Genomic DNA, 24,640 nt, shown 5'->3' with positions numbered 1-24,640 from the left:
CCGCGGTCCGCCCCCGGCGGCACCGCCCTTCCTGCTAGGAGATAGTCCCTGATGTCCATTGATGAATCCTTCGATCCGACAGCATCCCTGTTGGAACTGCTGAACCTTAGCTGGGCCGACGGCGCGAAGACCGATGAGGACATTTTTGTCGGAGGTTCCCAGCCGGAGCCCCGCAAGCGGGTCTTCGGCGGGCAGGTGCTGGGCCAGTCCCTCGTCGCTGCTTCCCGGACCGTGCCCGAAGACCGGGTCATGCACTCCATGCACGGATATTTCCTGCGTCCCGGTGACACCGAGGTGCCCATTACCTTCGGCGTCGAGCGGCTGCGTGACGGACGGTCCTTCTCCGCCCGGCGCAGCCACGCGTACCAGAACGGCAAGCCGATCCTGTCCATGATTGCTTCCTTCCAGGTTCCCGATTCGGGCCTGGACCATCAGGAAGAGATGCCCGCGGGCATCCCCGACCCGGAGGACCTGCCGACCACTGCCGAGCTGCTGAAGGACTTCGACCACCCGGTGGCCGAGGCCTGGTCCCACCGGCGCCCCATGGACATCCGCCACGTGATGGACCCGGTCTATGTCCGCGCCGGTCGGGAAAAGACCCCGCACAACGCCGTCTGGATGAAGACCTTCAAGCCTATGCCCGACGGCGAGAACCTGCACCGCGCCGCCCTCGCCTACGCCAGCGACTACACCCTGCTGGAACCGGTCCTGCGCGGGCACGGGCTCTCCTGGACCACGCCGGGCATGAGCATCGCCAGCCTGGACCATGCCATGTGGTGGCACCGCCCGGTCCGGGTGGACGAGTGGCTGCTCTATGTGCAGGAATCCCCCAGCGCCTCAGCTGCACGGGGTCTGTCCACCGGACGGATCTTCAACCGCAGCGGCGAACTGGTGGCCACTGTTGCCCAGGAGGGCATGGTCCGCGTCCCGCAGTAATCCCTGCTGGCCCTGAACGAAAAGAGCTCCGCTTCCCTGAAGGGAAGCGGAGCTCTTTTTCTCCGGCTACGCCGGACTAGTCGCGTGTCAGGCGGCGGTGCGTCACCCGGTGCGGCTTGGCCGCGTCCGGGCCGAGGCGCTCAATCTTGTTCTGCTCGTAGGACTCGAAGTTACCCTCGAACCAGTACCAGTTCGCCGGGTTTTCCTCAGTGCCTTCGAAGGCGAGGATGTGGGTGGCCACACGGTCCAGGAACCAACGGTCGTGAGAGACCACCACGGCGCAGCCGGGGAATTCCAGCAGCGCGTTTTCGAGGCTGGACAGGGTTTCGACGTCCAGGTCGTTAGTGGGCTCATCGAGCAGGAGCAGGTTGCCGCCCTGCTTCAGGGTCATGGCCAGGTTCAGCCGGTTGCGCTCACCACCGGAGAGGACACCGGCCTTCTTCTGCTGGTCCGGGCCCTTGAACCCGAAAGCGGAGACATAGGCGCGGGACGGCATTTCGACCTGGCCCACCTGGATCCAGTCGTGTCCCTCGGACACGACCTCCCACAGGCTCTTCTCCGGGTCGATGCCGCCGCGGGACTGGTCAACGTAGGAGATCTTCACGGAGTCGCCGATTTTCAGCTCGCCGCCGTCGAGCTCTTCCAGTCCGACGATGGTCTTGAACAGGGTGGACTTACCCACGCCGTTCGGGCCGATGACGCCCACAATGCCGTTGCGCGGCAGGGAGAACGACAGTCCGTCGATCAGCTGCCGGTCGCCGAAGCCCTTCTGCAGGCCCTTGGCTTCCAGCACGAGGGAGCCCAGGCGCGGGCCCGGCGGGATCTGGATTTCTTCGAAGTCCAGTTTGCGGGTGCGGTCCGCTTCGGCTGCCATCTCTTCATAGCGGGCCAGACGGGCCTTGGACTTGGTCTGGCGGCCCTTCGCGTTGGAGCGGACCCAGTCCAGCTCGTCCGTGAGGCGCTTGGCCAGCTTCTGGTCCTTTTTGCCCTGGACTTCCAGGCGGGCACGCTTCTTCTCCAGGTAGGTGGAGTAGTTGCCTTCGTACGGGTACAGGTGCCCGCGGTCCACTTCGGCGATCCACTGGGCCACGTGGTCCAGGAAGTACCGGTCGTGGGTCACGGCCAGGACGGCGCCGTGGTACGCGGACAGGTGCTGCTCGAGCCAAAGCACGCTCTCGGCGTCCAGGTGGTTGGTGGGCTCATCAAGGAGCAGCAGGTCCGGCTTCTGCAGCAGCAGCTTGCACAACGCCACGCGGCGGCGTTCACCGCCGGAGAGGAGGGTGACATCCGCTTCGGGCGGCGGGCAGCGCAGGGCATCCATGGCCTGTTCGAGCTGGGAGTCAATGTCCCAGGCATCGGCGGCGTCAATGGCTTCCTGCAGCTTACCCATTTCCTCCAGCAGGCTGTCGAAGTCCGCATCGGGTTCAGACATCGCTTCGGAAATCTCATTGAACCGCTGGATTTTGGCGTAGATCTCGCCAACGCCCTCCTGGACGTTGCCGAGTACGGTCTTTTCCTCATTCAGCGGCGGTTCCTGGAGCAGGATGCCCACGGTGTAGCCGGCGCTGAGCCGGGCCTCACCGTTGGAGGGGGTGTCCAGTCCGGCCATGATCTTGAGGATGGTGGACTTACCCGCACCGTTGGGACCCACCACGCCGATCTTGGCACCGGGGTAGAAGGACATGCTTACGTCGTCGAGGATAACTTTGTCGCCAACGGCCTTGCGGGCCTTGGTCATCGTGTAGATAAATTCCGCCATATCTACAAGGCTAATGTGTCAGCGGCGATATATACCATTTTCCGGCTTCCGGGACGGGCGGCTGTCCCCCGGGAGCGTTCCGCAAGTCCCGGCGGCGGACCAGGATTCCGGTGGTCAGTTACCGACGAAGCAACCGCCGTCGGACAGCACCGGAAGCACGGTCACACTCACCGACCCGTTCCGGACTTCACCGAAAATGCACTCCCCGTCCTGCACGGCCGCTGCCTGAATGGAATCGACTTCCAGACCGGTGGGCGTACGGTCTGCAGACACCTCCACCGAGTCCGCAGGAAAGCCGGCCGCGGTGAATGCCCCTGCCACAGCGCTCCGGTCCGGGGTCGGATTGGCGTCCGCCAGCTTCCCCAGCTCGGATTCCAGTGCTGCGGTGACCGTTGCGGGCGCATCGTCGGGAGCCGGGGTCGGGCTGGCGGCTGGATCAGTGGGGACGAATCCCGGCGCGGCGGATTCCCGCGGCACAGGCGCAGTGTTGTCCTCCCCCGATGAACCGCAGCCGGAGAGCCCAACCGCGAGCGCCAGGAACGCGGCTCCCAGCACGGCGGCGGGTGCGGACAGTCGAGCTGGGCGGCGGTTCATCCGGCGATTGTGTCATGTGCCACCGCGGACGGACAAAAGGCCGCGCGGTAACCGGAAGGGGCCCGGTCAGTACGGTGCGCCTGCCCGTTCGCGGGTTTCCACCGTTGCTCCCGCCCCGTCATCGTCCGTAGCACTACCGTCGTCATCGGGATCAAGAAGCTCACCGGTCAGCGGATCCAACCGGCCCAGCGACAGGTCCGGATCACCGTTGGCACCGGGCCCGCTGCCGTCGCCTGTCCCGGCCGCGTTGTCCTGCCGCTCCCCTGCGGATGCGTCGGCCCCGGACGAGGCCGTGCGGCGGAAGCTTGCCGTGCCCCACATCAGGTCGTGGCCCACGGTGTCGGCATCGATGTCGGCGCTGGTGCCGCTGCGGCCGTCCTCCGTCACCCATTGCCGCAGCCGCAGCCGGCCGGTTACCACTACCCGGTCCCCTTTGTGGATGCTGAACACGGAATTGGTGGCGAGCTGGCGAAACAGACTGACGGCGTACCAGTTTGTCTGTCCGTCCTGCCATCCCCCGGTGTCCCGGTCATAGCGGCGTTCCGTGGTGCACATCCGGAAACTGGCGACGGCGAGTCCGTTATCGGTGGTGTTCTGGCGGAGGTCAGTGGCCACGTAGCCCCGCAGCGTAATGGTGTCACTCATGTTTTCCTGCCTTCGGCTCAACGCCTCGGTGCCGTGCCCACGGGCCCGGCCCGGACGGCCTGGGTACCGGCGGAACCGCCGGTCCAACCAGTTTTCGCCGCAGGCACCGTGGCCGCCGCACCGGGACGCCCATTGTGGATACCCGCAGACGGGCACCGGCACGGGACTCGCGGTGGAGGAAAAGCCACTGAAGCGAAAGGCCGCCCGGTTAAAAACCAGGCGGCCGCTTCCGTCTTTTCGGTGCCCCCGGCGCGACTCGAACGCGCAACCTACGGATTAGAAGGCCGTTGCTCTATCCATTGAGCTACGAGGGCCACCCGTCGATGTTACTACGCCGGCCGGGGTTCTCCGTGCGACCGGGTCCGGAGACGGACCGCGGCAGGCTCCCGCCGGGCGCCGGCCGAAAAAAGTTCCGCCGCCCTGCATCCAAGACGGACACCCCGGAAGTAGTAGGGGTGTAAGTCACAAATCCGTACCGATGGGTGCGGCAGAACAAGGAGCTCAGACCATGCGCAAGACCGCTACCGCTCTCGCGACACTCGGCCTGGGTGCCGCCGCAGCCTTCTCGGCTGTCCCGGCATCCGCCGCCGACTCCGATACCGCAAAACTGTCGGTACTGCACGGCGTTCCGGACACTCCGGTGGACGTGTACGTGAACGGCACACTCACCCTGGACGACTTTATGCCGGGCGAGCTTGCCGGACCGCTGGACCTGCCGGGCGGCAACTACCAGCTGGCCATCACTGCCGCCGATGCCGCTGACGCCTCCGCGCCGATCATCGGCCCGGTGTCCGCTGACCTGGCAGCCGGCGGCAACTACACCGCCACGGCCAACCTGGATGCATCGGGCAAGCCGACGGCGAACCTATTCACCAATGACACAACAGCCGTGGAGGCGGGCAAGTCCCGCCTGACCGTCCGCCATGTGGCAGCCGCACCCGCCGTCGACGTCCTGGCCGGCGGCACGCCGGTCATCGAGGGCCTCACCAACCCCAATGAGAAGGCGCTGACCGTGGATGCCGGAACGGTCTCCGCATCGGTTGCCGCGGCCGGCACCACCACGCCGGTGATCGGTCCGGCGGATCTGGCCCTGGCCGAAGGCACCAACACTATTGCCTACGCCTGGGGTTCCCTCGAAGCGGGAAACCTGGCCCTCGCCACCCAGACCATCGAGGGCCTGCACTCGGCGCCGCACGCGGTTCCGGGCGCCCTGGAACAGGTTGCCCGGTCCGGGGACGAGCAGGTCCTGACGGCGGCTGCCGCTGCCGGCGGCGTCGGACTGCTCACCCTGGGTGCCGTTATGCTGCGCCGCCGTTCCACGGCCGGCAGCAACTAAGGCGCACCCGTCCCGATCCCCCCGGTGCTGCGGCGCACCCGAAACCCCCTTTCCGCGCCGCAGCACCGGGGCCACCCTTTCCGGAGGTCCTTTTCATGCCCGTTGTCTCCCTGCGGCGAGTCGCAGCAGCGGCCTGCCTTTCAGCCGGCGTCCTTGCCGGGACTGCGGCCTGCAGCGGCGATCCCGGAGCCGGCTCGGTAACCGGTTCCATGTCGAGTCCGGCGCCTTCCCCGTCATCGCCGGCGGCAGCGTCGCCGGCGGCATCCGCCCCCGCCGCACCCGCCACGGAGATACCGGTACGGCCAGCCATGCCCACACCGGCCGAAGCCGTTCCCGAGCCCGTCCGCGTGAGTGTGGAGGGAACCGGCATCGAGCTGGAGGTGATCCCGGTGGGCCAGGATGATAACGGCGCCATGACGCTGCCGGACAACCATTACCAGGCCGGCTGGTACCGCTTCGGCCCCGCACCCGGGTCCTCCCGCGGCGCAGCGGTGCTGGCCGCCCACGTGGACTCACGCACCGAGGAACTTCCCATCGCGGGCCTGGATGATGTCCCTGCCGGCACCCCAGTGACCGTGACCCGCAGCGACGGAACCGTCGTCAAGTACACCACCGAAAAGGTGCAGAACATTCCCAAGGCATCACTCGACGAATTCAATCTCTTTGACCGTGACGGTGCGCCGCGGCTGGAACTGGTAACGTGCGGCGGTAGATGGCTGGACCCCGTAGGTGACTATGAAGACAACATTGTGCTCACCGCCGTACCCGTACCATAGTGGCTACCTCAGAGAGCTGCCGGATACCGGACGCAGCCCCGCACGGCAGGAGAACGGCACTGATGCCCACGGGCGCCTCAGATCGCGACGCCGCGATGGACGCTGCCTTCGCTGCAGGGGACGAAGCGGCACTGGCGGAGGCCTACCGCCGGTTCTCGCCCCTGATCCGGGCGCTGGCGCTGCGCAGGGTCCTGGATCCGGGCGCAGCCGACGACGCCGTGCAGGAAGTGTTCATCCGGGCCTGGAAATACCGCGGCAGCTATGCCCCTGAGCGCTCCACTCTGGCCGCCTGGCTGGTCGGCATCGGACGGAACGTGGCGGCCGGCATGGCAACGGCCCAGGTCCGTTCCTCCGAGACCCTGATGGAGTCTCCGGAGCCGGGCCGCAATGCCGTACCGTCCGCCGGACCGGACCCCGACGGCGTGGCGGACCGTGTGGTGCTCGACGCCGAACTGGCCAGGCTCGGGGAGCCGCAGGGTTCCATCCTCCGCCTGGCCTTCCATGACGATCTGACACATCAGCAGATATCCGAAACACTGAAGCTCCCGTTGGGTACGGTAAAGAGCCACATCCGAAGAAGCCTTGTCCAACTCCGGCACCGATTGGAGGTCAGCGATGCAGCATCTGCCACCTGAGGAGCTGGCCCTGTGCGCTCTGGGCGAGGCCGGACCCGACGAAACGGCCCACCTTGCCGACTGTGCCGAATGCTCCGCCGAAGTCACGGCCCTGCAGCGCGTGGTCACAGCCGGGAGGAGCCCCGCCGCGGCGGAGGCACTCCCGGTGCCGCCGTCGTCCGTCTGGGACGGGATCCACGCCCGGCTCGGACTCAGCGACGCCGTCCGTTCCGACCCCTTCGACGAGGCTCCGTCCGATAAGGCACCGTCCGACCAGGCTCCGTCACCGGTGCCGCTGGAAGCCGCCCGGAAGCGGCGCGAACGGCGGCGGCTCCCGCAGATTCTGGGTGCCGCGGCAGCGGCCGTGGTGCTGGCTGCGGCCGGCACCTGGGGTGTCGCACGGATTCTGTCGGACCGGACCGAGGTCATTGCCGCAGTGGATCTGGCTCCCCTGCCTGCTTACTCGGAAACGGGCCGCGCCGAGGTGGATGAGCGTGCCGACGGCGGACGCGAGTTGGTGGTCACGGCAAGCGGTTCCGATGCACAGGGCTTCAGGGAAGTCTGGCTGATAGCCCCGGATGTGGAACGGATGGTCAGCCTCGGGACGATGGAGGGCACGGAAGGCCGGTTCACCATTCCGGCTAACCTTGACCTCGATGAGTACCCGATTGTTGATATCTCCGACGAGCCCTTTGACGGGAACCCCACGCATTCCGGGGACTCGATCCTGCGCGGCGTCCTCGACCTCTGAGCCCGCGCGCCTCGACAACCGGCAGCGGAGGCCGGCCTCCCGTGGCTGAACCGCTGGACATTGCCGGCGAGTGGTGGAACCGGGTCCTGGCCGGCTTCGACCGGGTTCCGGCGGTGGATCCGGATCCCCTGGCGCTGCTGCTGATTGCCGGTGCAGCGGCCCTGCTCAGCATTCCCCGGGGAACGTGGCGGTGGTTCGGACTGTTCGTTACGTTCGTCCACGAACTCGGCCATGCCTTCGCTGCACTGACAACCGGGCAGGTCGTGAAAGGCATCCGCCTGCGCTTTGACCATTCCGGCGATATGCGCTCCCTGGGCCGGGGAGGTTTCCCCGCGGCCTGGGCCGGGTTCTGGGGCTACCCCGTCCCGGCAGTGGTGGGTGCCGTCCTGGTGCTGGCCGGGCTTAGTGGCTGGTCCGGAGCTGCCCTGTCCCTCAGCGCCCTGGTGCTGCTCGCCGCACTGCTGTTCATCCGGAACGGCCAGGGGTTGCTGATTGCCTTCGGCTGCGCGGGAGTCTCAGTGCTGCTGGTCTGGTTCGCTGCCCCTCCCATCGCCGGGTACGTGGCCATGGGTACGGGTATTGCGCTGCTCGTGGGGGCCGTCCGCGACTGGTTCAACGTGCTGAGCGTACACACACGCCGGCGCCGGAACCTGGAAAGCTCCGACGCCTATATCCTCTCCCGGCGTACCGGGGTTCCTGCTGCGCTGTGGCTGGCGGGGTTCGCCCTCGTGATCGCCGCTTCTCTGGCGACGGCGGTGTTCGCCGCTCTGGGCGGGTAGTTCGCGGCCTATGCCTGGACGGCGGGGAAGGTAACCCGCAGTTCAAGCCGGTGCTGGCCGTCCTCTTCCTGCGTGTAGATGGCCTTGCCCGAGATGCCGGCAAGATCGTCGGTGCCGGAGCCCGGAATAATGTGCCCGGAGCTGGCCGTCGCCGTTCCTTCGGCCAACCCCCAGTGCTGGATCACCATGGTTCCGGAGCGGCCCGCTATGGTTCCGGCGAAAACCTCGGATCCGACATAGCCGGCACCCACCGAGTTTCCGGCCATAATCAGGTCAGCGACGGAAGTCCCGGTGATGTCACCTTCGTAGATCTTTACTGCCCGAACCGTGGACAGTTCGCTGTTGGTTCCTTCCACCTGGTACGGGGTGGGTTCCCACTCCGAGACGTCGAAATCCGCCACAATCACTTCTTCAGTTAGGTCGGTCATTACTTCAGTATCCCGTGTCCGGCGGCGGATTGCATGCCGGGTGCTGCGCTTGGGTAGCCTTATCGCTGTGCACGCGACGCGGCACGGCAACGGATTTACCTAAGGAGCACCACCCTCGCATGTCCCGGAAATCGGCCTTCCAGCTTCATCGGCTACTCCGCCCCGCCACCCTCTGGGCTGTATTTGCCGTCGTGCATTTGGGTTTCCTTGCCGCCCTCGCGACCCGTATTCTCGGCGGCGACGTCCTTAGCGACGTCGGCTTCTACCGGCTGTGGGCGTTCTCCGGAATCCAGGAAGGCTACTGGGTCGGGATTGACGGCGGCTGGGTCTATCCCATTGCCGCGCTCGTACCGATGGTCCTGGCAGCTGTCTTCGGCTACGGTGCCTACCAGTTCACGTGGTTCCTGCTCTTTACCGCCCTGAACGCGGCCGGCGTCGCAGTCCTCGCCCGGCGCGCCGGAACCCAGGGCATCGCAGCCGCCTACTGGTGGCTGGCCATCACGGCGCTGCTCGGGCCGGTTGCGGTGGGCCGAGTGGACGGACTCACGGCACCCCTGGTGATCATGGGCCTGCTGTTCCTGGCCGCCCGTCCCGTGCTGGCATCGGCACTGCTGTCGCTGGCAACCTGGATCAAGGTCTGGCCGGCCGCCGTCATCCTCGCGGTGCTCGTGGCGTGGAAGAAGCGCCTGACCCTGCTGGCCACCGGTGCGGCGGTATCGGCGGTGATTGCCGTGGCGGTTGCGTTGTCCGGCGGCCTCCCCCACCTGCTGAGCTTCGTCGGCGAACAGGGCGCCCGGGGCATGCAGATGGAAGCGCCCTTTACGACGCCGGGACTGTGGCAGGCGATCATGGGGTCCTCGGATGCGTACATCTTCGAAGACAAGGTCATCAACACGCGCGAGGTCCGCGGTGCCCTCGGCGAGCCTGTGGCCGCGCTGATGACGCCGCTGCTGGCGCTGGCGGCCCTCGCCGTCGTCGGGCTGCTCATCTGGGCGCTGCGCCGCGGGGCCGATTCCCGTGCGCTCCTGATCTCCGGATCGCTGGCACTGGTGAGCGCGTTCATCGTGTTCAACAAGGTGGGATCGCCGCAGTTCATGCTCTGGCTGGGTGCCGTGGTCGCCGTCGGCCTCGCCTGGGAGGGAAAGGACTGGAAGGTGCCGGGGATCCTCATGGCGGCAATTGCCGCGCTGACCACCCTGGTCTATCCGATGTTCTACGCCGCCCTGTACAATGACCTGAACATTGCCGTGGCGCTGCTCCTGACCGCCCGCAATATCCTGCTGCTGGTGCTTTTCGGCTGGTCCCTGGCCCGGGTCATTCGCCTGACCCGGGCCGGCGGCGACAGGCTTAGTGCGTCCGCAGTTCGCCCGGAGCAGGCTCCGTAAGCTTCTTGCGGAACAGGACCTTGGTCTTGGGGTCCAGGAAAATCAGGTAGAGGGCGAAGCCCAGCGCGATGACCGCAGCAATCTGGCGGGCCGCGCTGAGGCTGAACTCGAAGTAGGGCCAGATATCCAGCTGGTCGCTGATGGCGTAGACCATAAAGAACGAGACGAACAGGTACAGCGTCTTCGCCTGCCAGTCATCCCGCAGGCCGGTCACCGCGAACAGCGGGATGAGCCACACGACGTACCAGGACTGGATCATTGGCGCGAGCATCACGATGGCGGCGAAGGCCAGTGCCAGCCGCCGGATCATGCGGCTGTGCTGCCCCACGAACATCTGCCACAGCACAATGGCGACGGAGGCAAGACGTCCAATCATGTGGACGATATCGGCCAGGGTCCATCCCGGCAGCCCGAGGGCATTGCCCAGGGTGGCCACCAGCATGCCGGCGAAGCCCACCGGTGCGTACCAGATCCAGACACTGCCGGGGGTGCTCAGGGCCCCCACCCAGCCGAAGCCGAATCCGTTGATGAGGCCCATGATCCACAGCAGCCCCAGCGAAAGGCCCGCCGTCATGAACCAGTAGGCGAACTTCCGCCGCCACGAGGCGTTCTTTCCGGCCCAGAGCAGGCCGATGAACGGAAGGAAAATGATGGTGATCGGCTTGATGCCGATGGACAGGGTCACCAGCAGGATGCCGGCCAGGGCGCGGTTGGTTGCCGCCAGGTACAGCCCGGCCAGGGCCAGGCCGATCATCAGGGCATCGTTGTGGACGGCGGCAATGAAATTGACCAGGAACAGCGGGTTCGCTGCCGTCAGCCACAGGGCGCGGTTCGGGTTGATGCCGTGCAGTTCGGCCAGCTTCGGCACGTAGTAAACGCACAGGGCAACACCGACCAGTGCAATCAGGCGGAACAGCAGGATCGAGAACTCGGGCTGCCCTCCGGTAATCCGTACCACCAGCTCCTCGATCCAGAGGAAGACGGGACCGTACGGGGTGGGACTCTGTGCCCAGAGGTCGTCAGCGCCGAGCTGCAGGTAGTTGGAGATCTGGGAGTAGCCGTCCTTGTACGGATTCAGCCCGCTGACCATGACCAGACCCTGGGCGATGTAGGCGAAGACATCGCGGCTGAACAACGGCAGGGTGAAGCACATGGGCGCCGACCAAGCGATCACGGCACGCAGGACCACGGGCCGGGATTCCGGGCCCCAGCTCCCCTTCATCCGCTGGCCCAGGCGAAGCCAGGACCGCACCAGGAGCATCCCGCCCGTGGCCAGCATCAGGACTGCGGCAACGGCGCCGATGGGCTGATCGAAACGCATCCAGATGATCAGCGGGTTGCTCCGCAGATTAACGGAAGCAAGCGACAGCCAGCCGACGCCGAAGGATCCCGCGAGCATCAGGAGGGAGCCTATGAACCCCTGCACAATCGCGATGTTGGGGCGGTCGGCTTTCGCTATCTCCGAGCCCGGAGACGAAGGCTCGGTCGCGGGGACCTGGGCGGTCATCTACGTGGTTCCAATCTCTGGGTTAACACTTTGTCCTGCGGGCCTGTGGGCAGTCAGGGTCCGGTACCGGTCCCGAAATGCGGGCACAAGAATGCCCGGTACCGTAACAGGCTGATATTAGCATCGAGGCCTGTAGCCACCCGGGCCGTAGCCGACGCGGCCGCCGCCAATCCTGTGAGGTGGACCACTGTCCCTTACACTGAAGTTTCAGTTGGGACAAACGAGGCAAGGCGGTATTGGCTGTGGGGCGCCACCGGGCAGAACCTATCAAGGCAAACAAACCCGAAGTACGTCGGGACGCGGCACCGCGGCCGCAGGGACGCAGCCCCGAACTGCTGGCCTGGGGGGTGTTCCTCACCGCCGTCGCCGCCGCTGCCCTGCTGTGGGCCGAGGCGCCCCGCGGCGCCGTTGCGGCTGGGTCGGGTCTGCTGTTCCTGACGTTTGGGCTGAGCTGGTTCTTCGCACCGCCGCGCGCCCTTCCCTCCGGCTCCGCGGACCCTATGGAGGCCCCAACGACGACGGCGGCCGTCCCTGCTTCCTTTGCCCCGGTGGCGCCGGCCCCGGTGCCACCTAAACCGACGGTGCCCTCCCCCGGCCGCACTGCGTCCGCTGCCGAGGCGTCCCCCCGGGCGGCAACCGCGCATGCCGCAGCCCGTAACCGCAGCCAACCGCACGGGCGCCGCGCTGCTGCCGTGCCGGTGTTCCACGAGATGCCCGCCGAACCGGGCCGCTGGACCCGCACCTTCGGACCGCCCGAGACGGGGCAGATCCCCCTGCAGCCCTATCTGACCGGCGTTCCGGCCAGCTACGCGACCGCAGCCACCGAATCCCCCGAACGGCGCCAGCGCAGCCACTCCAGCCATTAGGCTCCCGGCGGTTCCCGAAGGCCTGCCCGGTGAAAGCGGTACATTGGAGACGTGCCAATAACAAATGAACGTATGGTCTGGATCGACTGTGAAATGACCGGCCTGGACATCAAAAACGACGCCCTGATCGAAGTGGCCGTCCTCGTCACGGACTCCGAGCTGAACATCCTCGGTGACGGCGTGGACGTGGTCATCAAGCCGGATGATGCCTCGCTGGCCCAGATGGGTGACTTTGTGCGCCAGATGCACACCACCTCCAAGCTCCTGGACGAGCTGCCCAACGGCATCACCATGGCCGAGGCCGAGGCCGCCGTCGTCGAATACATCACCAAGTGGGTGCCCGAACCCAAGAAGGCGCAGCTCGCCGGCAACTCCGTGGGGACGGACAAGATGTTCCTGGCCCGGGACATGCCGGAGGTCATCGACTACCTGCATTACCGGATCATTGACGTGTCCACCATCAAGGAGCTGGCCCGCCGCTGGTATCCCCGGGCCTATTTCCAGGCGCCGGCCAAGAGCGGCGGACACCGCGCCCTCGGCGATATCCGCGACTCCATCAACGAGCTGCGCTATTACCGGGAGGCTGTTTTCGTTCCCGCTCCGGGGCCGGATTCCGCCACTGCCAAGAAGATCGCCGCCGGGATTTCGAGTTAGCTCCATCACAAAAAGCCCGCATGGGACCGGACGTGTCAAAAGCACTCCAAAAACCGTGTAAGCTTGATTCCGCTGCCTCAGATAAATGAGTCCGCAAGACCACTCGCCTGGACTTCGCGGATGAACGTTTGAGGCACATGGTGGGTATAGCTCAGTTGGCAGAGCGCCTGGTTGTGGTCCAGGAGGTCGCGGGTTCAACCCCCGTTACTCACCCCAATGAGGCTGGCGGTTCCAGCTTCGAAAGGCCGCCTCGGATTAGTCCGGGGCGGCCTTTTATGTTTGTGTTTCACTGTTAGCGGTGCAGTGCCTGATGCACGGCGCCCGCGGGCAAGGGCCCGCACTGAACCCCATACGCCTATGCGTGGCTTATCAATGAGGAGGCGCCGCCTTGGAGCGCAGACTGTTCGAAGAGGACCATGAGCTGTTCCGGGAAGTCGTCCGGGAATTCGATTCCCGCGAAGTCGCCGCCGGGTACCCGGAGTGGGACGCCGCGCACATGATGCCCCGCCGGCTGTGGAAGACCGCCGGCGAGCAGGGCCTGCTCGGCCTCGCGGTCCCCGAGGAGTTCGGCGGCGCCGGCATGCCGGATTACCGCTTCCGCGCCGTGATGGACGAGGAATTCGCCCGCGCCAACCACCTCGCCGTCGGCCTGGCCTTCCACCTGCATGACGACATGGTCCTCCCCCACCTGCTGGCCTACGGCTCCGACGAGCTCAAGGCACACTGGCTGCCGGGCATGGTGTCCGGAGACCTGGTCACCTCGGTGGCCTGGACCGAGCCCGGCGCGGGCAGCGACCTGCGCGGCATCCGCACCAAGGCGGTCCGCACCGACGACGGCGACTGGCGCCTCAGCGGCCAGAAGACCTTCATCGGCAACGGCATCAGCGGCGATGCGTCCCTGGTCCTTGCCCGCACGGACGGCAGCACCGGGCGCGGACAGCGCGATTCCTTCAGCATGTTCATGGTGGAGAAAACCGAGGGCTACAGCACCGGCCGCCAGCTGGACAAGATGGGCCTGAAGGCCTCCGACACCGCTGAACTGTTCTTCGACGATGTTCGTGTCCCGGCGGCAAACCTCGTGGGCGAAGTCGGCCGCGGGCTGGAGTACGCCGAGGGGCAGCTCCCCCAGGGCCGGCTGGCGATCGCCGTCGCCTCCTCCGCCGTCGCCAGGCAGATCTACGAAGCCACGGTGGAATACACGAAGAACCGCAACGCCTTCGGGGACCGGATCGCCGACTTCCAGAACAGCCGGTTTGCGCTGGCCGACATCCTCACCGAGGTTGAAGTCACCGAAGCCTACGTCGATTCCGCCATCCTTGCCTTCAACGAAGGAAAGCTCGACGCCGTTTCCGCCGCCAAGGCCAAGCTCTGGGCCAGCGAACGCGCCAAGTCCATCACCGACCGCTGCCTGCAGCTGCACGGCGGGTACGGCTACATCCTAGAATACCCGGTTGCCCAGGCCTTCCTGGCGGCCCGCCTGCTGACCATCTTCGGCGGCACCAGCGAAATCATGCGGGAAGTCATCGGGCGCGGCATCGTCCGCTGAACCCGGCTTTCCGGCACCAACACCACGAGAGAAAGACAGTAATGACCGTTCGTCCCATCGTCATCCACGGAGAACCCGTACTGCACCGCAGGGCGGCCGAGGTGGAAGAGTTCAACGACGAACTGCGCACCCTGGTTGCCGACATGTTCGAAACCATGGACGTCGCCAACGGCGTGGGCCTGGCAGCCCCGCAGATCGGCGTCGGCCTGCGCCTGTTTACGTTCGCGTTTGAGAACGACGACGACGCCCCCGACCGCGGCGTCGTCATCAACCCGACCCTGATCACGTCCAAGATTCCAGGGTCCGCCCCCGATCCGGATGAGACCTCGGAAGGCTGCCTCTCCGTGCCCGGCGAAAACTTCCCGGTGAACCGGGCGGAATGGGTCAAGATCAGCGGCTTCGACGAGTTCGGCGCGCCCCTACAGTTTGAAGCGACCGACTGGTTTGCCCGCGTCCTGCAGCACGAGTACGACCACCTCGACGGCAAGCTCTACGTGGACCGGCTCACCGACCGGTGGGGCCGTAAGGCCCGGAAGGTGCTGAAGGCGCAGGGCTGGACCGTTCCGGGGCATTCCTGGATGCCGGGTGTGGACCCGGATCCCTTCGGCCACTGAGCCGCCCCGGAGCCAACTGCCTCGTTAACGGCTGAAGGACCCGCGGGGGATTCTCCTACGGGTCCTTCGTTGGTTGGCTGCTTCGCCGCTGCCTGCTGCTAGCCGGCGACGGTTGCCAGCGACTGCGCCTTGGGGAAGGCCGGCGGGTTGACGTGTGCCATTTCCTCCAGCACCCGGACCACCTGGCAGCTGTAGCCGAATTCGTTGTCGTACCAGACGTACAGCACGAGGTTCTTTCCGTTGGAAATGGTCGCCAGGCCGTCCACGATCCCGGCCCGCTTGGAGCCCACGAAGTCGCTGGAGACCACCTCGGGTGAGGCAATGTAGTCGATCTGCTTGTGCAGCGGCGAGTTCAGCGAGGTTTCGCGCAGGAACGTGTTGACCTCATCCCGGGTGGTGGGATTCTCCAGGTTCAGGTTCAGGATGGCCATGGACACGTCCGGGGTGGGAACCCGGATGGCGTTGCCGCTGAGTTTGCCTTCCAGTTCCGGCAGTGCCTTTGCCACGGCCTTCGCGGCACCGGTTTCCGTGATGACCATGTTCAGCGCCGCCGACCGACCGCGACGGTCGCCGTTGTGGAAGTTGTCGATCAGGTTCTGGTCATTGGTGAAGGAATGCACCGTTTCCACGTGCCCGTTTTCAATGCCGTACTTGTCGTTGAGCACCTTGAGCACCGGGGTGATGGCGTTGGTGGTGCAGGAAGCGGCCGTGATGATGCGGTCCTCATCGGTGATGGACCCGTGGTTGATCCCGTGCACGATGTTCTTCAGGCTGCCCTTGCCCGGGGCGGTCAGCAGCACCCGCGACACGCCCTTGGCCGCCAGGTGCTGGGACAGGCCCGCCTCATCGCGCCAGCGGCCGGTGTTGTCCACCACCACTGCGTTGCTGATGCCGTAGGAGGTGTAGTCCACGGTGGCGGGATCGTTGGAATAGATGACCTGGATCAGGGTGCCGTTGGCGAGGATGGTGTTGTTTTCCTCGTCCACCGTGATGGTGCCGTTGAAGGCGCCGTGCACCGAATCCCGGCGCAGCAGGCTCGCACGCTTCACGAGATCGTTTTCGGATCCCTTCCGCACCACGATGGCGCGCAGCCGCAGGCCCTGGCCGCCGCCGGCCTTCTCCACGAGGATCCGGGCGAGCAGGCGGCCGATGCGGCCGAAACCATAGAGCACGACGTCGGTGCTGGTCCGCTCGTCTGCCCCCCGCTTACCGGCGACGTCGGCCAGTTCGATGCGCAGGAACTCGGTGAGGTCCCCGCCGCCCTGCTCCTTGTACTTGTTGCTCAGCCGGGCCAGGTCGACGGAGGCTGCACCCAGTTCCAGTCCGCTCAGTGCCAGGAGGAGCGGATAGGTCTCCGAGACCGGCAGTTCGGTTTCGTCGATCTGGCGGGCGAACCGGTGGGCTTTCAGAATGTCGATGACTGACTTATTGACGAGCGGACGCCCGTAAACCGAGGTCACCACGCTGTTTTCCCGGTAGAGCCGCCCGATCAGCGGAATCATGGCCTCGGCGAGGGCCTCCCGGTCCATCCAGGCGTCAAGGCACGTATCCGAATTGGAGCTCACAGAACTTCACATCCTTTTCTCAGCCGGCACCGCGTTGTGCCGGTTGGGGGTAATCCCTACCAGTGTATTAGGACACATCCGGCCCACCAGCCTCAGACATGAGAGATGGGTCACACGGTGGAAGCAGGCCGTGCGGTCCCGGCGGCATTTCCAGCCGTGCCGGCGGCTCTGGCCGGTTCCAGATCGGCGAGGTCCCGGACCCGGCGGAGCGGACCGAAAGCAGCCGTCAGCGGCGCCAGGGCGGCAACCAGGATTCCGGTGAGGATCCCGCCGCGGATATCCACCAGTTCAACCAGCACGCCGGCAGCAAAAGCCGCCACCGCGAGCATCCCCCAGGTCACCATCCGCTGGGCCGAGCCGAGCCGGCCGAGCAGTTCCGGCGGGCAGACCCGCTGACGGAAAGTCGTGGAGACCACGATGTTCAGGGAAATCGAGAAGCCGGCGATGAAGAGGCCGATGAATCCGGCCGTCATTCCCCGGCCCGGCGAGATGAACAACAGGCTCGCGTATCCGGCCACCACAGGGAACATCGAATACCGCCAGACCCGGCCCGAGCCGAACCGCCCGGTGATCGCTTTGGCGGACAACCCGCCGACGGTGCCGCCCACTGCAGTGGCAGCCGTGAGCAGGCCCAGCATCCCGGCAGTCTCTCCGAGGGAGCGGAGCACCAGGAGCACGAGCAGGGTCACCACGATGTTGCCGCCGAGGTTCCAGAGCGCCCCGGTGATCAGCAGCATGCGCAGCGGCACGGTGCTGAAGGTGTACCGCAGGCCCTCCGCCATGTCCCGGACAACCTTCCGGTCCTTCGGCCGGTCGGGCCGGGATTCGCTGATGTCCAGCCGGAGGATCGCCATGAGGGAGACAACGGACGCCGACACCTGCAGCAGCAGCGCGTTGGAGGCTCCCCAGGCATCAGTGACCCACCCGCCCGCGGCGCGGCCGCCGGCGTCGCCGAGGGCGCCGGAGCCCGTCATCAGTCCGTTGCCTTCCACCAGTTCCTCGCGGTTCACTGCCAGGGGCACCAGCGCCTGCTCCGCGAGGGTGAAAAACACAGCCGCCAATCCGGCTCCGAAGGACACCAGGAACAGCTGCGCGATGCTCAGGACACCGAGCCACCATGCCACGGGCAGGCTGGCCAGCAGCAGCGTCCGGACGGTGAGGGAGATGACAATCAGCGGACGGCGCCGGTGCCGGTCCACCAACACGCCGATGGGCAGGGCGAACAAAAGCCACGGGAGGAAGGTCATCCCGGAAAGGACGGCAACCGTCGCGTTTGAAGCATCCAGCTCGGTTACCGCTATGACGGGCAGGGCGACGCTGGTGACGGCAGAGCCGAAGATTCCGGCGGTTGAAGAGAGCCATAACCGGCGGAAATTGGTGTTGCGCAGAACCAATGGCTTTTTTGTCGCCTCGGTTTGGGACATTGCCACAGAATAGCCCAGCACCTGCCGAATAAAACCCGTCGGCGTGCCGGAGCGGCAATCTGCCCCAAAGCTTCGCCGGAAGTGCGGATATCCCGCATGCAAAACCCCGGTTGTGCGAAAAGTATGTGGACGGGCTGGCCGATAAGCCGGGTTTTGTACGCCCGGACCGTTACCGGACCGGGAGCGGCAATCATCCATCTAGGGCCGCCGTTGCCGGCGGCCTCAAGCGGCCTACCCAGACACATCGGGCGGGCAGCCCTCAAACGCGTCCTGTATGGCCTTGCTCCGGGTGGGGTTTACCTAGCCGTCCCGGTCACCCGGGACGCTGGTGGTCTCTTACACCGCCTTTTCACCCTTACCTGCAGAAGCCGCAAAAAGCGGCCCGCCGGCGGTTTCTTTTCTGTGGCACTGGCCTGCGGGTTTCCCCGAGTGGGCGTTACCCACCACCCTGCCCTGCGGAGCCCGGACTTTCCTCGGCGGCAGCGGCTTCCTCCAAAAAGGAATCCGCGCCGACGCGATCGCCTGGCCAACCCGTCCAGAGTCAACTCTACCGTCCCGCCGGGGCCTTCCGGGCCGGAAGCAGCACCGGCTGCTCGCGTAGGATTAACCGGTGCTGATTCTCCTCCCGCCCTCCGAAGGTAAAACCGCAGCTCCGTCCGGGGCCGTGCTGGACCTGTCCCGGCTGCATTTTCCGGTGCTTACCGAACCCCGGACCCTGGTACTCAAGGCCCTTGCCGAAGCCAGCAGCTCCGATGATGCCCTGTCGGTCCTGGGAGTGGGGGCAACCCTGGCGCCTGAAGTGCACCGCAACACGGTGCTGGACACGCAGCCCTGCGTACCCGCCCACCGGGTGTACTCCGGCGTGCTGTATGACGCGCTGGGCTACGCGTCCCTTCCGGCACAGGCGCAGCGAAGGGCGGACGACGCAGTGCTGGTGATGTCCGCCCTGTGGGGAGCCCTGGGCTTTGCCGATCCGATCCCGGCGTACCGGCTCTCAATGTCGGTGCGGCTGCCGGAAACCGGACGCCTTGCCTCTTTCTGGAAGCAGCACCTGACGGGTCCGCTGAATGAGTATGCGGGCGATTCGCTGGTGGTGGACTGCCGTTCCAGCACCTATGCGGCAGCGTGGACACCGGACCCGCAGCACACAGCTGCGGTGAATGTGTTTACTGTCCGGGACGGCAAACGTAAAGTGGTTTCGCACTTCGCCAAGCACACCCGGGGCGAGCTGGCCCGCCATCTCCTCCTCCGCGGCGGCGCGGAGCCCGAAACACCGCAGGAACTGCTGGCTGCTGCGCAGGAGAAATGGGAGGCCGAGCTGGTGGCTCCGGCAGGCCGGAAGCCGTACCAGCTCAACCTTCTCCTGGCCGGGTAAGGGTCCTAGCCGGCCACCAGTTCCACTTCGAAGCCTTCTTCGTTCTCCAGATAGGCCGCGTAGTGCTCCGCTCCCCCGGCGTAGGGGTGCCGGTCCGCGAACAGCAGCGTCCAGCCGTGGCTGGAGGCGCGGCGTGCCAGCAGGTCGACGTCGGCCTCTGAACCGGCTCGGAACGCCAGGTGGTTCAGGCCCGGCCGTTTCCTCGAATACGGACCCGGTTCGACGTCGGGGCCGGCCTCGAGCACGATGTACCCGTCAGCGCCCTGCCAGCTTGCGCCGGTGGACCAGGTGTCCTTCCGGACGTAGCCCACCCGCTCCAGCAGCCAGCCGAGGGACTTTTCCGCCGCGGCGAAGTCGTTGACCCAGATCTCCGTGTGATGCAGCCGTCCCGTGGGCGCCGCCTCCGGGGCGGGAGACGAAGCCGCTTCCAGCACCGCTGCGGCAGCCGCAGCCTTGATGTCGGCCCCGGCGCGCGGCTTCCACGGCACCCCGGCGGTTCCGGCGTCCATTGCCTCATTCGACAGCCGGTCCGCGTCCTTGTTCAGCTCCCGCGGAATCCACTGGTATTTCACCCGCTGCGGGTTGACGATCGACCGAGCCTTGGCCGCGAGCTTCTGCATATCCGCGTGCTTGATCTTCCAGCGCCCGCTCATCTGCTCCACCACGAGCTTGGAATCCATCTTGGCCAGGATCCAGCAGTCGGGGTCGATGCTGTGCGCCAGCTCCAGGGCGGCAATCAGGCCCGAATACTCGGCCACGTTGTTGGACACCCGGCCCACGTATTCGGCCTTCTCGGCCAGGATGCGGCCGGTGTCGGGGTCGCGGACCAGCGCGCCGTAGCCGGCGATGCCGGGATTGCCGCGCGAACCGCCGTCCGCTTCCACGATCAGGGTGCGCCGGGCCCCGCCGGCCGCGCCACGGGCAGGCGCGGGCTCGGTGCCGCCGTCAGGCTCCGGGTCGAACAGTGTCACCGCTCAGCTGCCCCACTCGGCGGAACGGACCAGGATGCAGCCCGAATCCGGGCAGAAGACAATCTCGTCGTCTGCGGCCTTGCGGATGTCCGCCAGGTCGCCGGGGCTCAGCTGCATCCCCGAGCCTTCCGAAGTGCCGTGGAACAGCCGTGCTGCGCCGATGCCGTGCTTGGAGAGGGTCTTTTCGTAGACGGCGAGCAGTGCCGCGTCGAAGCTTGCGGCGAGCTCCTCGCGGCGGGCTTCGGCGTCGGCGCGGTCCGAACCGATGACTGCCAGTTCGGCGTCACGCTTGTCTTCCAGTTCCCGGCGCTTCTCGTGCAGGGCGGTCAGTGCCGCACCGGCTTCGACTTCGCGGGTGCGCGCCGCTTCGAGCCGTTCCATCACGTCGAGTTCCACGTCTTCAAGGTCGGACCGGCGGCGCTCGAGTGAAACGATTTCCGCCTGCAGGGCGGTGAGCTCCTTGGAGCCGCCCTTGCCGCTGTCCAGGTGCTGCTGGTCACGGGCCATACGCGCAACCACGGACGCTACATCCGCTTCGGCGCGGGTGAGTTCACGTTCAATGTCGGCTACTTCCGTGCCGGCTGCCACGCGTGCGCTTTCGGCGGCGGCAACGGCATCGGCAAGGGACGCGATCTCGGGATTGTTGTTAACGTTGCGGGCCTGGTTCCGCAGGGACTTGATCCTGCTGTCCAGGGCCTGCAGATCCAGCAGCCTCAGCTGCTCCGCGGGCGATGCTTTTGCCACCGATTACCTCCGTGTATATCCGGACCTGCCTGGCCCGGCTCTCCTAAGCCTATGCCACCGGCGGGGATCACTTCAGCCTAGGGAGTAAGTACAAAGTCCCACGGATCGGTGTTCACGCCGCTGACGCGCACCTCAGCGGTGAAACCCTGGTCCGTCAGCACGTTTTCCAGCGCGTTGGCGGCCGGGGTCAGCCACAGCCACTCGCTGCCGAAATGGGAGACGTCAATCAGATAAGGGCGGCCGTTTCCGGTGAGGGCACGCTCCCGCAGTTCCGACGCCGGGTGGTGGCGAAGGTCCGCAGTGACGTAGACATCTGCACGCTCGGCACGGACGGCGTCGAACAGGCTGTCACCGGCTCCGCCGCAGACCGCGACCCGCCGGATCAGGCCCTGCGCTTCCCCGGCCACACGGACGCCGCCGGCGACGGCGGGCAGGAGGCCGAACACGCGTTCGGCAAAGGCCGCGAGGGTGAGCGGCTCGGGCAGGTCACCGACCCGGCCGATTCCCTCTTCGGGCAGGCCCGCGGCAGCGGGCACCAGCGGGGTGACGTTCCCCAGCCCGAAGGCGTCGGCGAGCACGTCGGAGACTCCCCCGACGGCGCTGTCACCGTTGGTATGTACGGTCAGCAGCGCGCAGCCGCCCTCGATCAGGCGGTGTACGGCGTCGCCCTTGAATGTGGTGGCAGCCACCGAGTTGACGGGTTTGAGCAGCAGGGGGTGATGGGTAATGAGCAGATCCGCTTTCCACCCCAGTGCCTCGTCGATGACTTCGCGGGTGGGATCGACTGCGAACAGGATCCGCCGGACCTTCCGGTCTGCCCGCCCGGCCACGAGGCCGGGTGCATCCCAGTCCTCCGCCAGCGACTCGGGCCAGAGCTCTTCAGCTGCCAGCAGGATGTCGCCAAGGGTGGGGATGGTGCTGCCGTCGGTTTGCTGTGCCTGATCAGGGACAGTGTCGGCGCCGGCGCGTTCGTGGGGGTGTTCCGCTTCCATAACTTTAGTTCTACCCTGCCCCAGTTGCCCCGCTCAATTCCGGCGCGCCTGCCGTGACGGAGGGAACACTGCTGCACCCTTGTACGGGCTCCCGGGAATCAAAGCGGGTCCCTGCGGCTTGTTAAAGGCATGAAGACGTATGTATTAGGCGGAGGCTGCTTCTGGTGCCTCGATGCCCTCTACCGCAAGGTCCGCGGCGTAACCGACGTAGTTTCCGGCTATACGGGCGGGGCGGTGGACAACCCCGATTATGACAGTGTGAGCGCCGGCGTCACCGGACACGCAGAGGTGGTGGCGGTGACCTTTGACGAGGACATCATTCCCCCCGAGGTCATCCTGGACATGTTCTTTTCGCAGCATGATCCCACCACGCTCAACCGCCAGGGCTACGACGTCGGTACCCAGTACCGGTCCTCGATGTTCTACGGGAACGAGGACCAGCGCAAGGACTTCGAAGCGGCCGTCGAGCGGGCGCGGGAGAACTGGAAGGATCCGATTGTGACTGAGATCGTCCCCCTCCCGCGGTTCTACCCGGCCGAGGACTTCCATCAGGATTTCTACGCCAAACACCCCGGCCAGGGTTACTGCCAGGTGATTATTAACCCGAAGCTCGCCAAGGCCCGCAAGTATTACTCCGAATGGCTTCAGGGCTAGGCCCGTCAGGCCCCGCCGATAGGCTGGAACGGACATAACTCCGTCCGGCCTTTTCAGGAACGTTGAAGGAATAGAGGAAACCATGGCTCGTATTTATGACGATGTAACCCAGCTCGTAGGCGGAACTCCGCTGGTGCGTTTGAACCGGCTCGCGGCCGGGCTCCCCGCCCAGGTCGCCGTGAAACTGGAGTTCTACAACCCCGCGAACAGCGTCAAGGACCGGATCGGCGTGGCAATTGTTGACGCCGCCGAAAAGGCCGGTGCACTTCAGCCCGGCGGCACCATTGTCGAGGGCACCTCCGGCAACACCGGCATCGCACTGGCCATGGTGGGTGCTGCCCGCGGCTACAAGGTGATCCTCACCATGCCCGAGACCATGTCCACCGAGCGCCGGGTCATGCTGCGCGCGTACGGCGCCGAGATTGTCCTCACACCCGGTGCCGAGGGCATGCGCGGTGCAGTGGAGAAGGCCAAGGAAATCGTTGCGTCCACAGAGAACGCAATCTGGGCCCAGCAGTTCGCCAACGAGGCCAACCCGGCGGTGCACCGGGCCACCACCGCCGAGGAGATCTGGGCGGATACCGACGGCAAGGTGGACATCTTCGTTGCCGGCATCGGCACCGGCGGCACCATCACCGGCGTCGGGCAGGTCCTGAAGGAACGCAAGCCGGATGTGAAGATCGTGGCCGTGGAGCCCAAGGACTCCGCCATCCTCAACGGCGGCTCCCCCGGACCCCACAAGATCCAGGGCATCGGCGCCAACTTTGTCCCCGAGATCCTGGACACCACCGTCTACGACGAGGTCTTCGACGCCTCAATCGAGGACTCCGTTGCCACGGCCCGTGCCCTGGGCACGCAGGAAGGCATTCTGGGCGGCATCTCGTCCGGTGCGATCGTCTGGGCTGCACTGGAACTCGCCAAGCGCGAAGAGAACGCCGGTAAGCTGATTGTTGCAACCGTCTGCGACTTCGGGGAACGTTACATCTCGACCGTCCTGTACGACGACATCCGCGGCTAGGCCGCGTTCCGCCCTACCCCGGGACGGATCATCCGAGCAGAAAGTCCTCTGTGAGTCTGTTAGCCCGACTGCGCGAAGACCTCGACGCCGCCGCATCACATGATCCGGCGGCCCGGGGTGCGCTCGAAAACCTGGTTGTCTATTCCGGCCTGCATGCCATCTGGATGCACCGGCTGACGCACCGCATGTGGGCGAAGCCTGCCCTGCGGTTCCCGGCCCGCGTGCTGTCGCAGGTGACCCGTTTCGCCACCGGCATCGAGATCCACCCCGGTGCGACCATCGGCCGCCGGTTCTTCATTGACCACGGCATGGGTGTGGTCATTGGCGAGACCGCCGAGATCGGCAACGACGTCATGCTGTACCACGGGGTGACCCTGGGCGGGCGTTCGCTGGCCCGGGTCAAGCGTCACCCCACGATCTGCGACGGCGTGACCGTAGGAGCCGGAGCGAAGATCCTGGGGCCGGTGGTCATCGGTGCCAACAGTGCGGTGGGAGCCAATGCCGTGGTGGTCAAGGATGCGCCGGCGGATTCGATCATCACCGGCATTCCGGCCAAATGGCGGCACCGGGACACGAAGATGACCCAGCCGGCGGTGGACCCTGCCGAGTACATCGACCCGGCCATCTACATTTAGCCCCGGGCAACAGACATCAGGCATAAGGAAGGCCCGCAGCGTCCGCTGCGGGCCTTCCTTATGCCTGGGCGG

25 protein-coding genes, 2 tRNA genes and 1 other RNA gene are annotated in these 24,640 nt (G+C 66.2%); 16 read left to right on the top strand and 12 right to left on the bottom strand.

The annotated features are described in order from the left end of the window. Positions 1-51 precede the first annotated feature (51 nt). Positions 52-936 carry an acyl-CoA thioesterase gene (locus NNX37_RS07345; RefSeq protein ID WP_255791677.1) on the top strand — a complete coding sequence of 295 codons (885 nt, stop codon included), beginning with the start codon at positions 52-54 and terminating at the stop codon, positions 934-936. Positions 937-1,012: 76 nt separating this feature from the next. Here NNX37_RS07345 and ettA read toward each other — a convergent pair whose 3' ends face one another. The 4 genes from ettA to NNX37_RS07325 form a co-directional block, all read right to left on the bottom strand. Further along, positions 1,013-2,695, bottom strand: a complete 1,683-nt coding sequence (gene ettA, locus NNX37_RS07340) for an energy-dependent translational throttle protein EttA (protein ID WP_255791676.1) — start codon at positions 2,693-2,695, stop codon at positions 1,013-1,015. 114 nt (positions 2,696-2,809) lie between these two features. Further along, a complete protein-coding gene (locus NNX37_RS07335; protein WP_255791675.1) occupies positions 2,810-3,289 on the bottom strand; it encodes a DUF6993 domain-containing protein in 480 nt (159 codons plus the stop codon). A gap of 66 nt (positions 3,290-3,355) precedes the next feature. Beyond that, the gene (ssb, locus tag NNX37_RS07330) at positions 3,356-3,934 is read right to left on the bottom strand and encodes a single-stranded DNA-binding protein (RefSeq protein WP_255791673.1); all 579 of its coding nucleotides are present in this window, start codon (positions 3,932-3,934) and stop codon (positions 3,356-3,358) included. Between the two features lie 241 nt (positions 3,935-4,175). Further along, positions 4,176-4,248: transfer RNA gene (locus NNX37_RS07325), tRNA-Arg, on the bottom strand. Positions 4,249-4,442: 194 nt separating this feature from the next. Between NNX37_RS07325 and NNX37_RS07320 the strand changes: the two genes are divergently transcribed. The 5 genes from NNX37_RS07320 (at position 4,443) to NNX37_RS07300 (ending at position 8,190) form a co-directional block, all read left to right on the top strand. Continuing rightward, positions 4,443-5,270, top strand: a complete 828-nt coding sequence (locus NNX37_RS07320) for a DUF4397 domain-containing protein (RefSeq protein WP_255791671.1) — start codon at positions 4,443-4,445, stop codon at positions 5,268-5,270. A 95-nt stretch (positions 5,271-5,365) separates the two neighbouring features. Beyond that, entirely contained in the window at positions 5,366-6,046 is a 681-nt protein-coding gene (locus NNX37_RS07315) for a class F sortase (protein ID WP_255791669.1), read from the top strand. 62 nt (positions 6,047-6,108) lie between these two features. Then, positions 6,109-6,681, top strand: a complete 573-nt coding sequence (locus tag NNX37_RS07310) for an RNA polymerase sigma factor (RefSeq protein WP_255791667.1) — start codon at positions 6,109-6,111, stop codon at positions 6,679-6,681. Next, positions 6,662-7,411 carry an anti-sigma factor gene (locus NNX37_RS07305; protein WP_255791666.1) on the top strand — a complete coding sequence of 250 codons (750 nt, stop codon included), beginning with the start codon at positions 6,662-6,664 and terminating at the stop codon, positions 7,409-7,411. The genes NNX37_RS07310 and NNX37_RS07305 overlap by 20 nt, the downstream gene beginning before the upstream one ends. Positions 7,412-7,452: 41 nt before the next feature. After that, complete coding sequence (locus tag NNX37_RS07300; RefSeq protein ID WP_255791665.1) at positions 7,453-8,190, top strand: M50 family metallopeptidase; 738 nt, start codon at positions 7,453-7,455, stop codon at positions 8,188-8,190. 8 nt (positions 8,191-8,198) lie between these two features. Here NNX37_RS07300 and NNX37_RS07295 read toward each other — a convergent pair whose 3' ends face one another. After that, the gene (locus tag NNX37_RS07295) at positions 8,199-8,618 is read right to left on the bottom strand and encodes a DUF3224 domain-containing protein (RefSeq protein ID WP_255791664.1); all 420 of its coding nucleotides are present in this window, start codon (positions 8,616-8,618) and stop codon (positions 8,199-8,201) included. Positions 8,619-8,737: 119 nt separating this feature from the next. Between NNX37_RS07295 and NNX37_RS07290 the strand changes: the two genes are divergently transcribed. Continuing rightward, positions 8,738-10,003 (top strand): glycosyltransferase family 87 protein, encoded by a 1,266-nt coding sequence (locus tag NNX37_RS07290; protein ID WP_255791663.1) that lies wholly within the window; start codon positions 8,738-8,740, stop codon positions 10,001-10,003. Here the strand turns inward: NNX37_RS07290 and mptB are convergent. Continuing rightward, positions 9,966-11,510, bottom strand: a complete 1,545-nt coding sequence (gene mptB / locus NNX37_RS07285) for a polyprenol phosphomannose-dependent alpha 1,6 mannosyltransferase MptB (RefSeq protein ID WP_255791662.1) — start codon at positions 11,508-11,510, stop codon at positions 9,966-9,968. The two genes, NNX37_RS07290 and mptB, sit on opposite strands and share 38 nt — an antisense overlap. Before the next feature lie 242 nt (positions 11,511-11,752). Here mptB and NNX37_RS07280 point away from each other — a divergent pair, with 242 nt between their 5' ends. From NNX37_RS07280 to def, 5 genes are all read left to right on the top strand, one after another. Beyond that, positions 11,753-12,376: a hypothetical protein gene (locus NNX37_RS07280; protein ID WP_255791661.1), complete on the top strand. Its 624-nt coding sequence runs from the start codon at positions 11,753-11,755 to the stop codon at positions 12,374-12,376. 51 nt (positions 12,377-12,427) lie between these two features. Next, positions 12,428-13,030: an oligoribonuclease gene (orn, locus tag NNX37_RS07275; protein WP_255791660.1), complete on the top strand. Its 603-nt coding sequence runs from the start codon at positions 12,428-12,430 to the stop codon at positions 13,028-13,030. A gap of 140 nt (positions 13,031-13,170) precedes the next feature. After that, positions 13,171-13,246 (top strand) — tRNA-His (locus NNX37_RS07270). A gap of 172 nt (positions 13,247-13,418) precedes the next feature. Then, positions 13,419-14,576, top strand: a complete 1,158-nt coding sequence (locus tag NNX37_RS07265) for an acyl-CoA dehydrogenase family protein (protein ID WP_255791659.1) — start codon at positions 13,419-13,421, stop codon at positions 14,574-14,576. Positions 14,577-14,617: 41 nt separating this feature from the next. Continuing rightward, positions 14,618-15,190, top strand: coding sequence for a peptide deformylase (def, locus tag NNX37_RS07260; RefSeq protein ID WP_255791658.1), 573 nt, complete (start codon positions 14,618-14,620; stop codon positions 15,188-15,190). A 98-nt stretch (positions 15,191-15,288) separates the two neighbouring features. On the opposite strand, the gene NNX37_RS07255 is transcribed toward def, so the two are convergent. The 3 genes from NNX37_RS07255 to rnpB form a co-directional block, all read right to left on the bottom strand. After that, a complete protein-coding gene (locus NNX37_RS07255; RefSeq protein ID WP_255791657.1) occupies positions 15,289-16,755 on the bottom strand; it encodes a glyceraldehyde-3-phosphate dehydrogenase in 1,467 nt (488 codons plus the stop codon). Between the two features lie 110 nt (positions 16,756-16,865). Continuing rightward, complete coding sequence (locus NNX37_RS07250; RefSeq protein ID WP_255791656.1) at positions 16,866-18,179, bottom strand: MFS transporter; 1,314 nt, start codon at positions 18,177-18,179, stop codon at positions 16,866-16,868. 126 nt (positions 18,180-18,305) lie between these two features. Next, positions 18,306-18,713: RNase P RNA component class A (gene rnpB / locus NNX37_RS07245), an RNA gene on the bottom strand. Between the two features lie 76 nt (positions 18,714-18,789). On the opposite strand from rnpB, the gene NNX37_RS07240 reads away from it, so the two are divergent. Further along, the gene (locus tag NNX37_RS07240) at positions 18,790-19,554 is read left to right on the top strand and encodes a YaaA family protein (protein WP_255791655.1); all 765 of its coding nucleotides are present in this window, start codon (positions 18,790-18,792) and stop codon (positions 19,552-19,554) included. A gap of 5 nt (positions 19,555-19,559) precedes the next feature. On the opposite strand, the gene NNX37_RS07235 is transcribed toward NNX37_RS07240, so the two are convergent. The 3 genes from NNX37_RS07235 to NNX37_RS07225 all read right to left on the bottom strand — a co-directional run bounded on the left by NNX37_RS07235 (position 19,560) and on the right by NNX37_RS07225 (position 22,261). Beyond that, positions 19,560-20,525: a reverse transcriptase-like protein gene (locus NNX37_RS07235; protein ID WP_255791654.1), complete on the bottom strand. Its 966-nt coding sequence runs from the start codon at positions 20,523-20,525 to the stop codon at positions 19,560-19,562. A 3-nt stretch (positions 20,526-20,528) separates the two neighbouring features. Further along, positions 20,529-21,269, bottom strand: coding sequence for a zinc ribbon domain-containing protein (locus tag NNX37_RS07230; protein WP_255791653.1), 741 nt, complete (start codon positions 21,267-21,269; stop codon positions 20,529-20,531). A gap of 77 nt (positions 21,270-21,346) precedes the next feature. After that, positions 21,347-22,261 carry a Nif3-like dinuclear metal center hexameric protein gene (locus NNX37_RS07225; RefSeq protein ID WP_255791652.1) on the bottom strand — a complete coding sequence of 305 codons (915 nt, stop codon included), beginning with the start codon at positions 22,259-22,261 and terminating at the stop codon, positions 21,347-21,349. A 129-nt stretch (positions 22,262-22,390) separates the two neighbouring features. Between NNX37_RS07225 and msrA the strand changes: the two genes are divergently transcribed. From msrA to epsC, 3 genes are all read left to right on the top strand, one after another. Continuing rightward, positions 22,391-22,915, top strand: a complete 525-nt coding sequence (gene msrA / locus NNX37_RS07220) for a peptide-methionine (S)-S-oxide reductase MsrA (RefSeq protein ID WP_255791651.1) — start codon at positions 22,391-22,393, stop codon at positions 22,913-22,915. Between the two features lie 82 nt (positions 22,916-22,997). Next, positions 22,998-23,933, top strand: coding sequence for a cysteine synthase A (gene cysK, locus NNX37_RS07215; protein ID WP_255791650.1), 936 nt, complete (start codon positions 22,998-23,000; stop codon positions 23,931-23,933). A gap of 50 nt (positions 23,934-23,983) precedes the next feature. Then, positions 23,984-24,568, top strand: coding sequence for a serine O-acetyltransferase EpsC (epsC, locus tag NNX37_RS07210; protein ID WP_255791649.1), 585 nt, complete (start codon positions 23,984-23,986; stop codon positions 24,566-24,568). Positions 24,569-24,640: the final 72 nt, after the last annotated feature.

The organism is Arthrobacter zhaoxinii (genome assembly GCF_024385505.1).
Taxonomy (GTDB): Bacteria; Actinomycetota; Actinomycetes; order Actinomycetales; family Micrococcaceae; genus Arthrobacter_B; species Arthrobacter_B zhaoxinii.
This window is presented reverse-complemented; position numbering and strand designations above follow the sequence as displayed.

What these genes read in the sequence shown, in the direction of transcription:
- NNX37_RS07295 (WP_255791664.1), bottom strand. Translation starts at nt 8,618, where the DNA reads ATGACCGACCTAACTGAAGAAGTGATTGTGGCGGATTTCGACGTCTCG.
- NNX37_RS07250 (WP_255791656.1), bottom strand. Translation starts at nt 18,179, where the DNA reads ATGTCCCAAACCGAGGCGACAAAAAAGCCATTGGTTCTGCGCAACACC.
- mptB (WP_255791662.1), bottom strand. Translation starts at nt 11,510, where the DNA reads ATGACCGCCCAGGTCCCCGCGACCGAGCCTTCGTCTCCGGGCTCGGAG.
- NNX37_RS07320 (WP_255791671.1), top strand. Translation starts at nt 4,443, where the DNA reads ATGCGCAAGACCGCTACCGCTCTCGCGACACTCGGCCTGGGTGCCGCC.
- NNX37_RS07345 (WP_255791677.1), top strand. Translation starts at nt 52, where the DNA reads ATGTCCATTGATGAATCCTTCGATCCGACAGCATCCCTGTTGGAACTG.
- NNX37_RS07315 (WP_255791669.1), top strand. Translation starts at nt 5,366, where the DNA reads ATGCCCGTTGTCTCCCTGCGGCGAGTCGCAGCAGCGGCCTGCCTTTCA.
- NNX37_RS07335 (WP_255791675.1), bottom strand. Translation starts at nt 3,289, where the DNA reads ATGAACCGCCGCCCAGCTCGACTGTCCGCACCCGCCGCCGTGCTGGGA.
- NNX37_RS07225 (WP_255791652.1), bottom strand. Translation starts at nt 22,261, where the DNA reads ATGGAAGCGGAACACCCCCACGAACGCGCCGGCGCCGACACTGTCCCT.
- NNX37_RS07305 (WP_255791666.1), top strand. Translation starts at nt 6,662, where the DNA reads ATGCAGCATCTGCCACCTGAGGAGCTGGCCCTGTGCGCTCTGGGCGAG.
- NNX37_RS07310 (WP_255791667.1), top strand. Translation starts at nt 6,109, where the DNA reads ATGCCCACGGGCGCCTCAGATCGCGACGCCGCGATGGACGCTGCCTTC.
- NNX37_RS07290 (WP_255791663.1), top strand. Translation starts at nt 8,738, where the DNA reads ATGTCCCGGAAATCGGCCTTCCAGCTTCATCGGCTACTCCGCCCCGCC.
- ettA (WP_255791676.1), bottom strand. Translation starts at nt 2,695, where the DNA reads ATGGCGGAATTTATCTACACGATGACCAAGGCCCGCAAGGCCGTTGGC.
- def (WP_255791658.1), top strand. Translation starts at nt 14,618, where the DNA reads ATGACCGTTCGTCCCATCGTCATCCACGGAGAACCCGTACTGCACCGC.
- msrA (WP_255791651.1), top strand. Translation starts at nt 22,391, where the DNA reads ATGAAGACGTATGTATTAGGCGGAGGCTGCTTCTGGTGCCTCGATGCC.
- cysK (WP_255791650.1), top strand. Translation starts at nt 22,998, where the DNA reads ATGGCTCGTATTTATGACGATGTAACCCAGCTCGTAGGCGGAACTCCG.
- ssb (WP_255791673.1), bottom strand. Translation starts at nt 3,934, where the DNA reads ATGAGTGACACCATTACGCTGCGGGGCTACGTGGCCACTGACCTCCGC.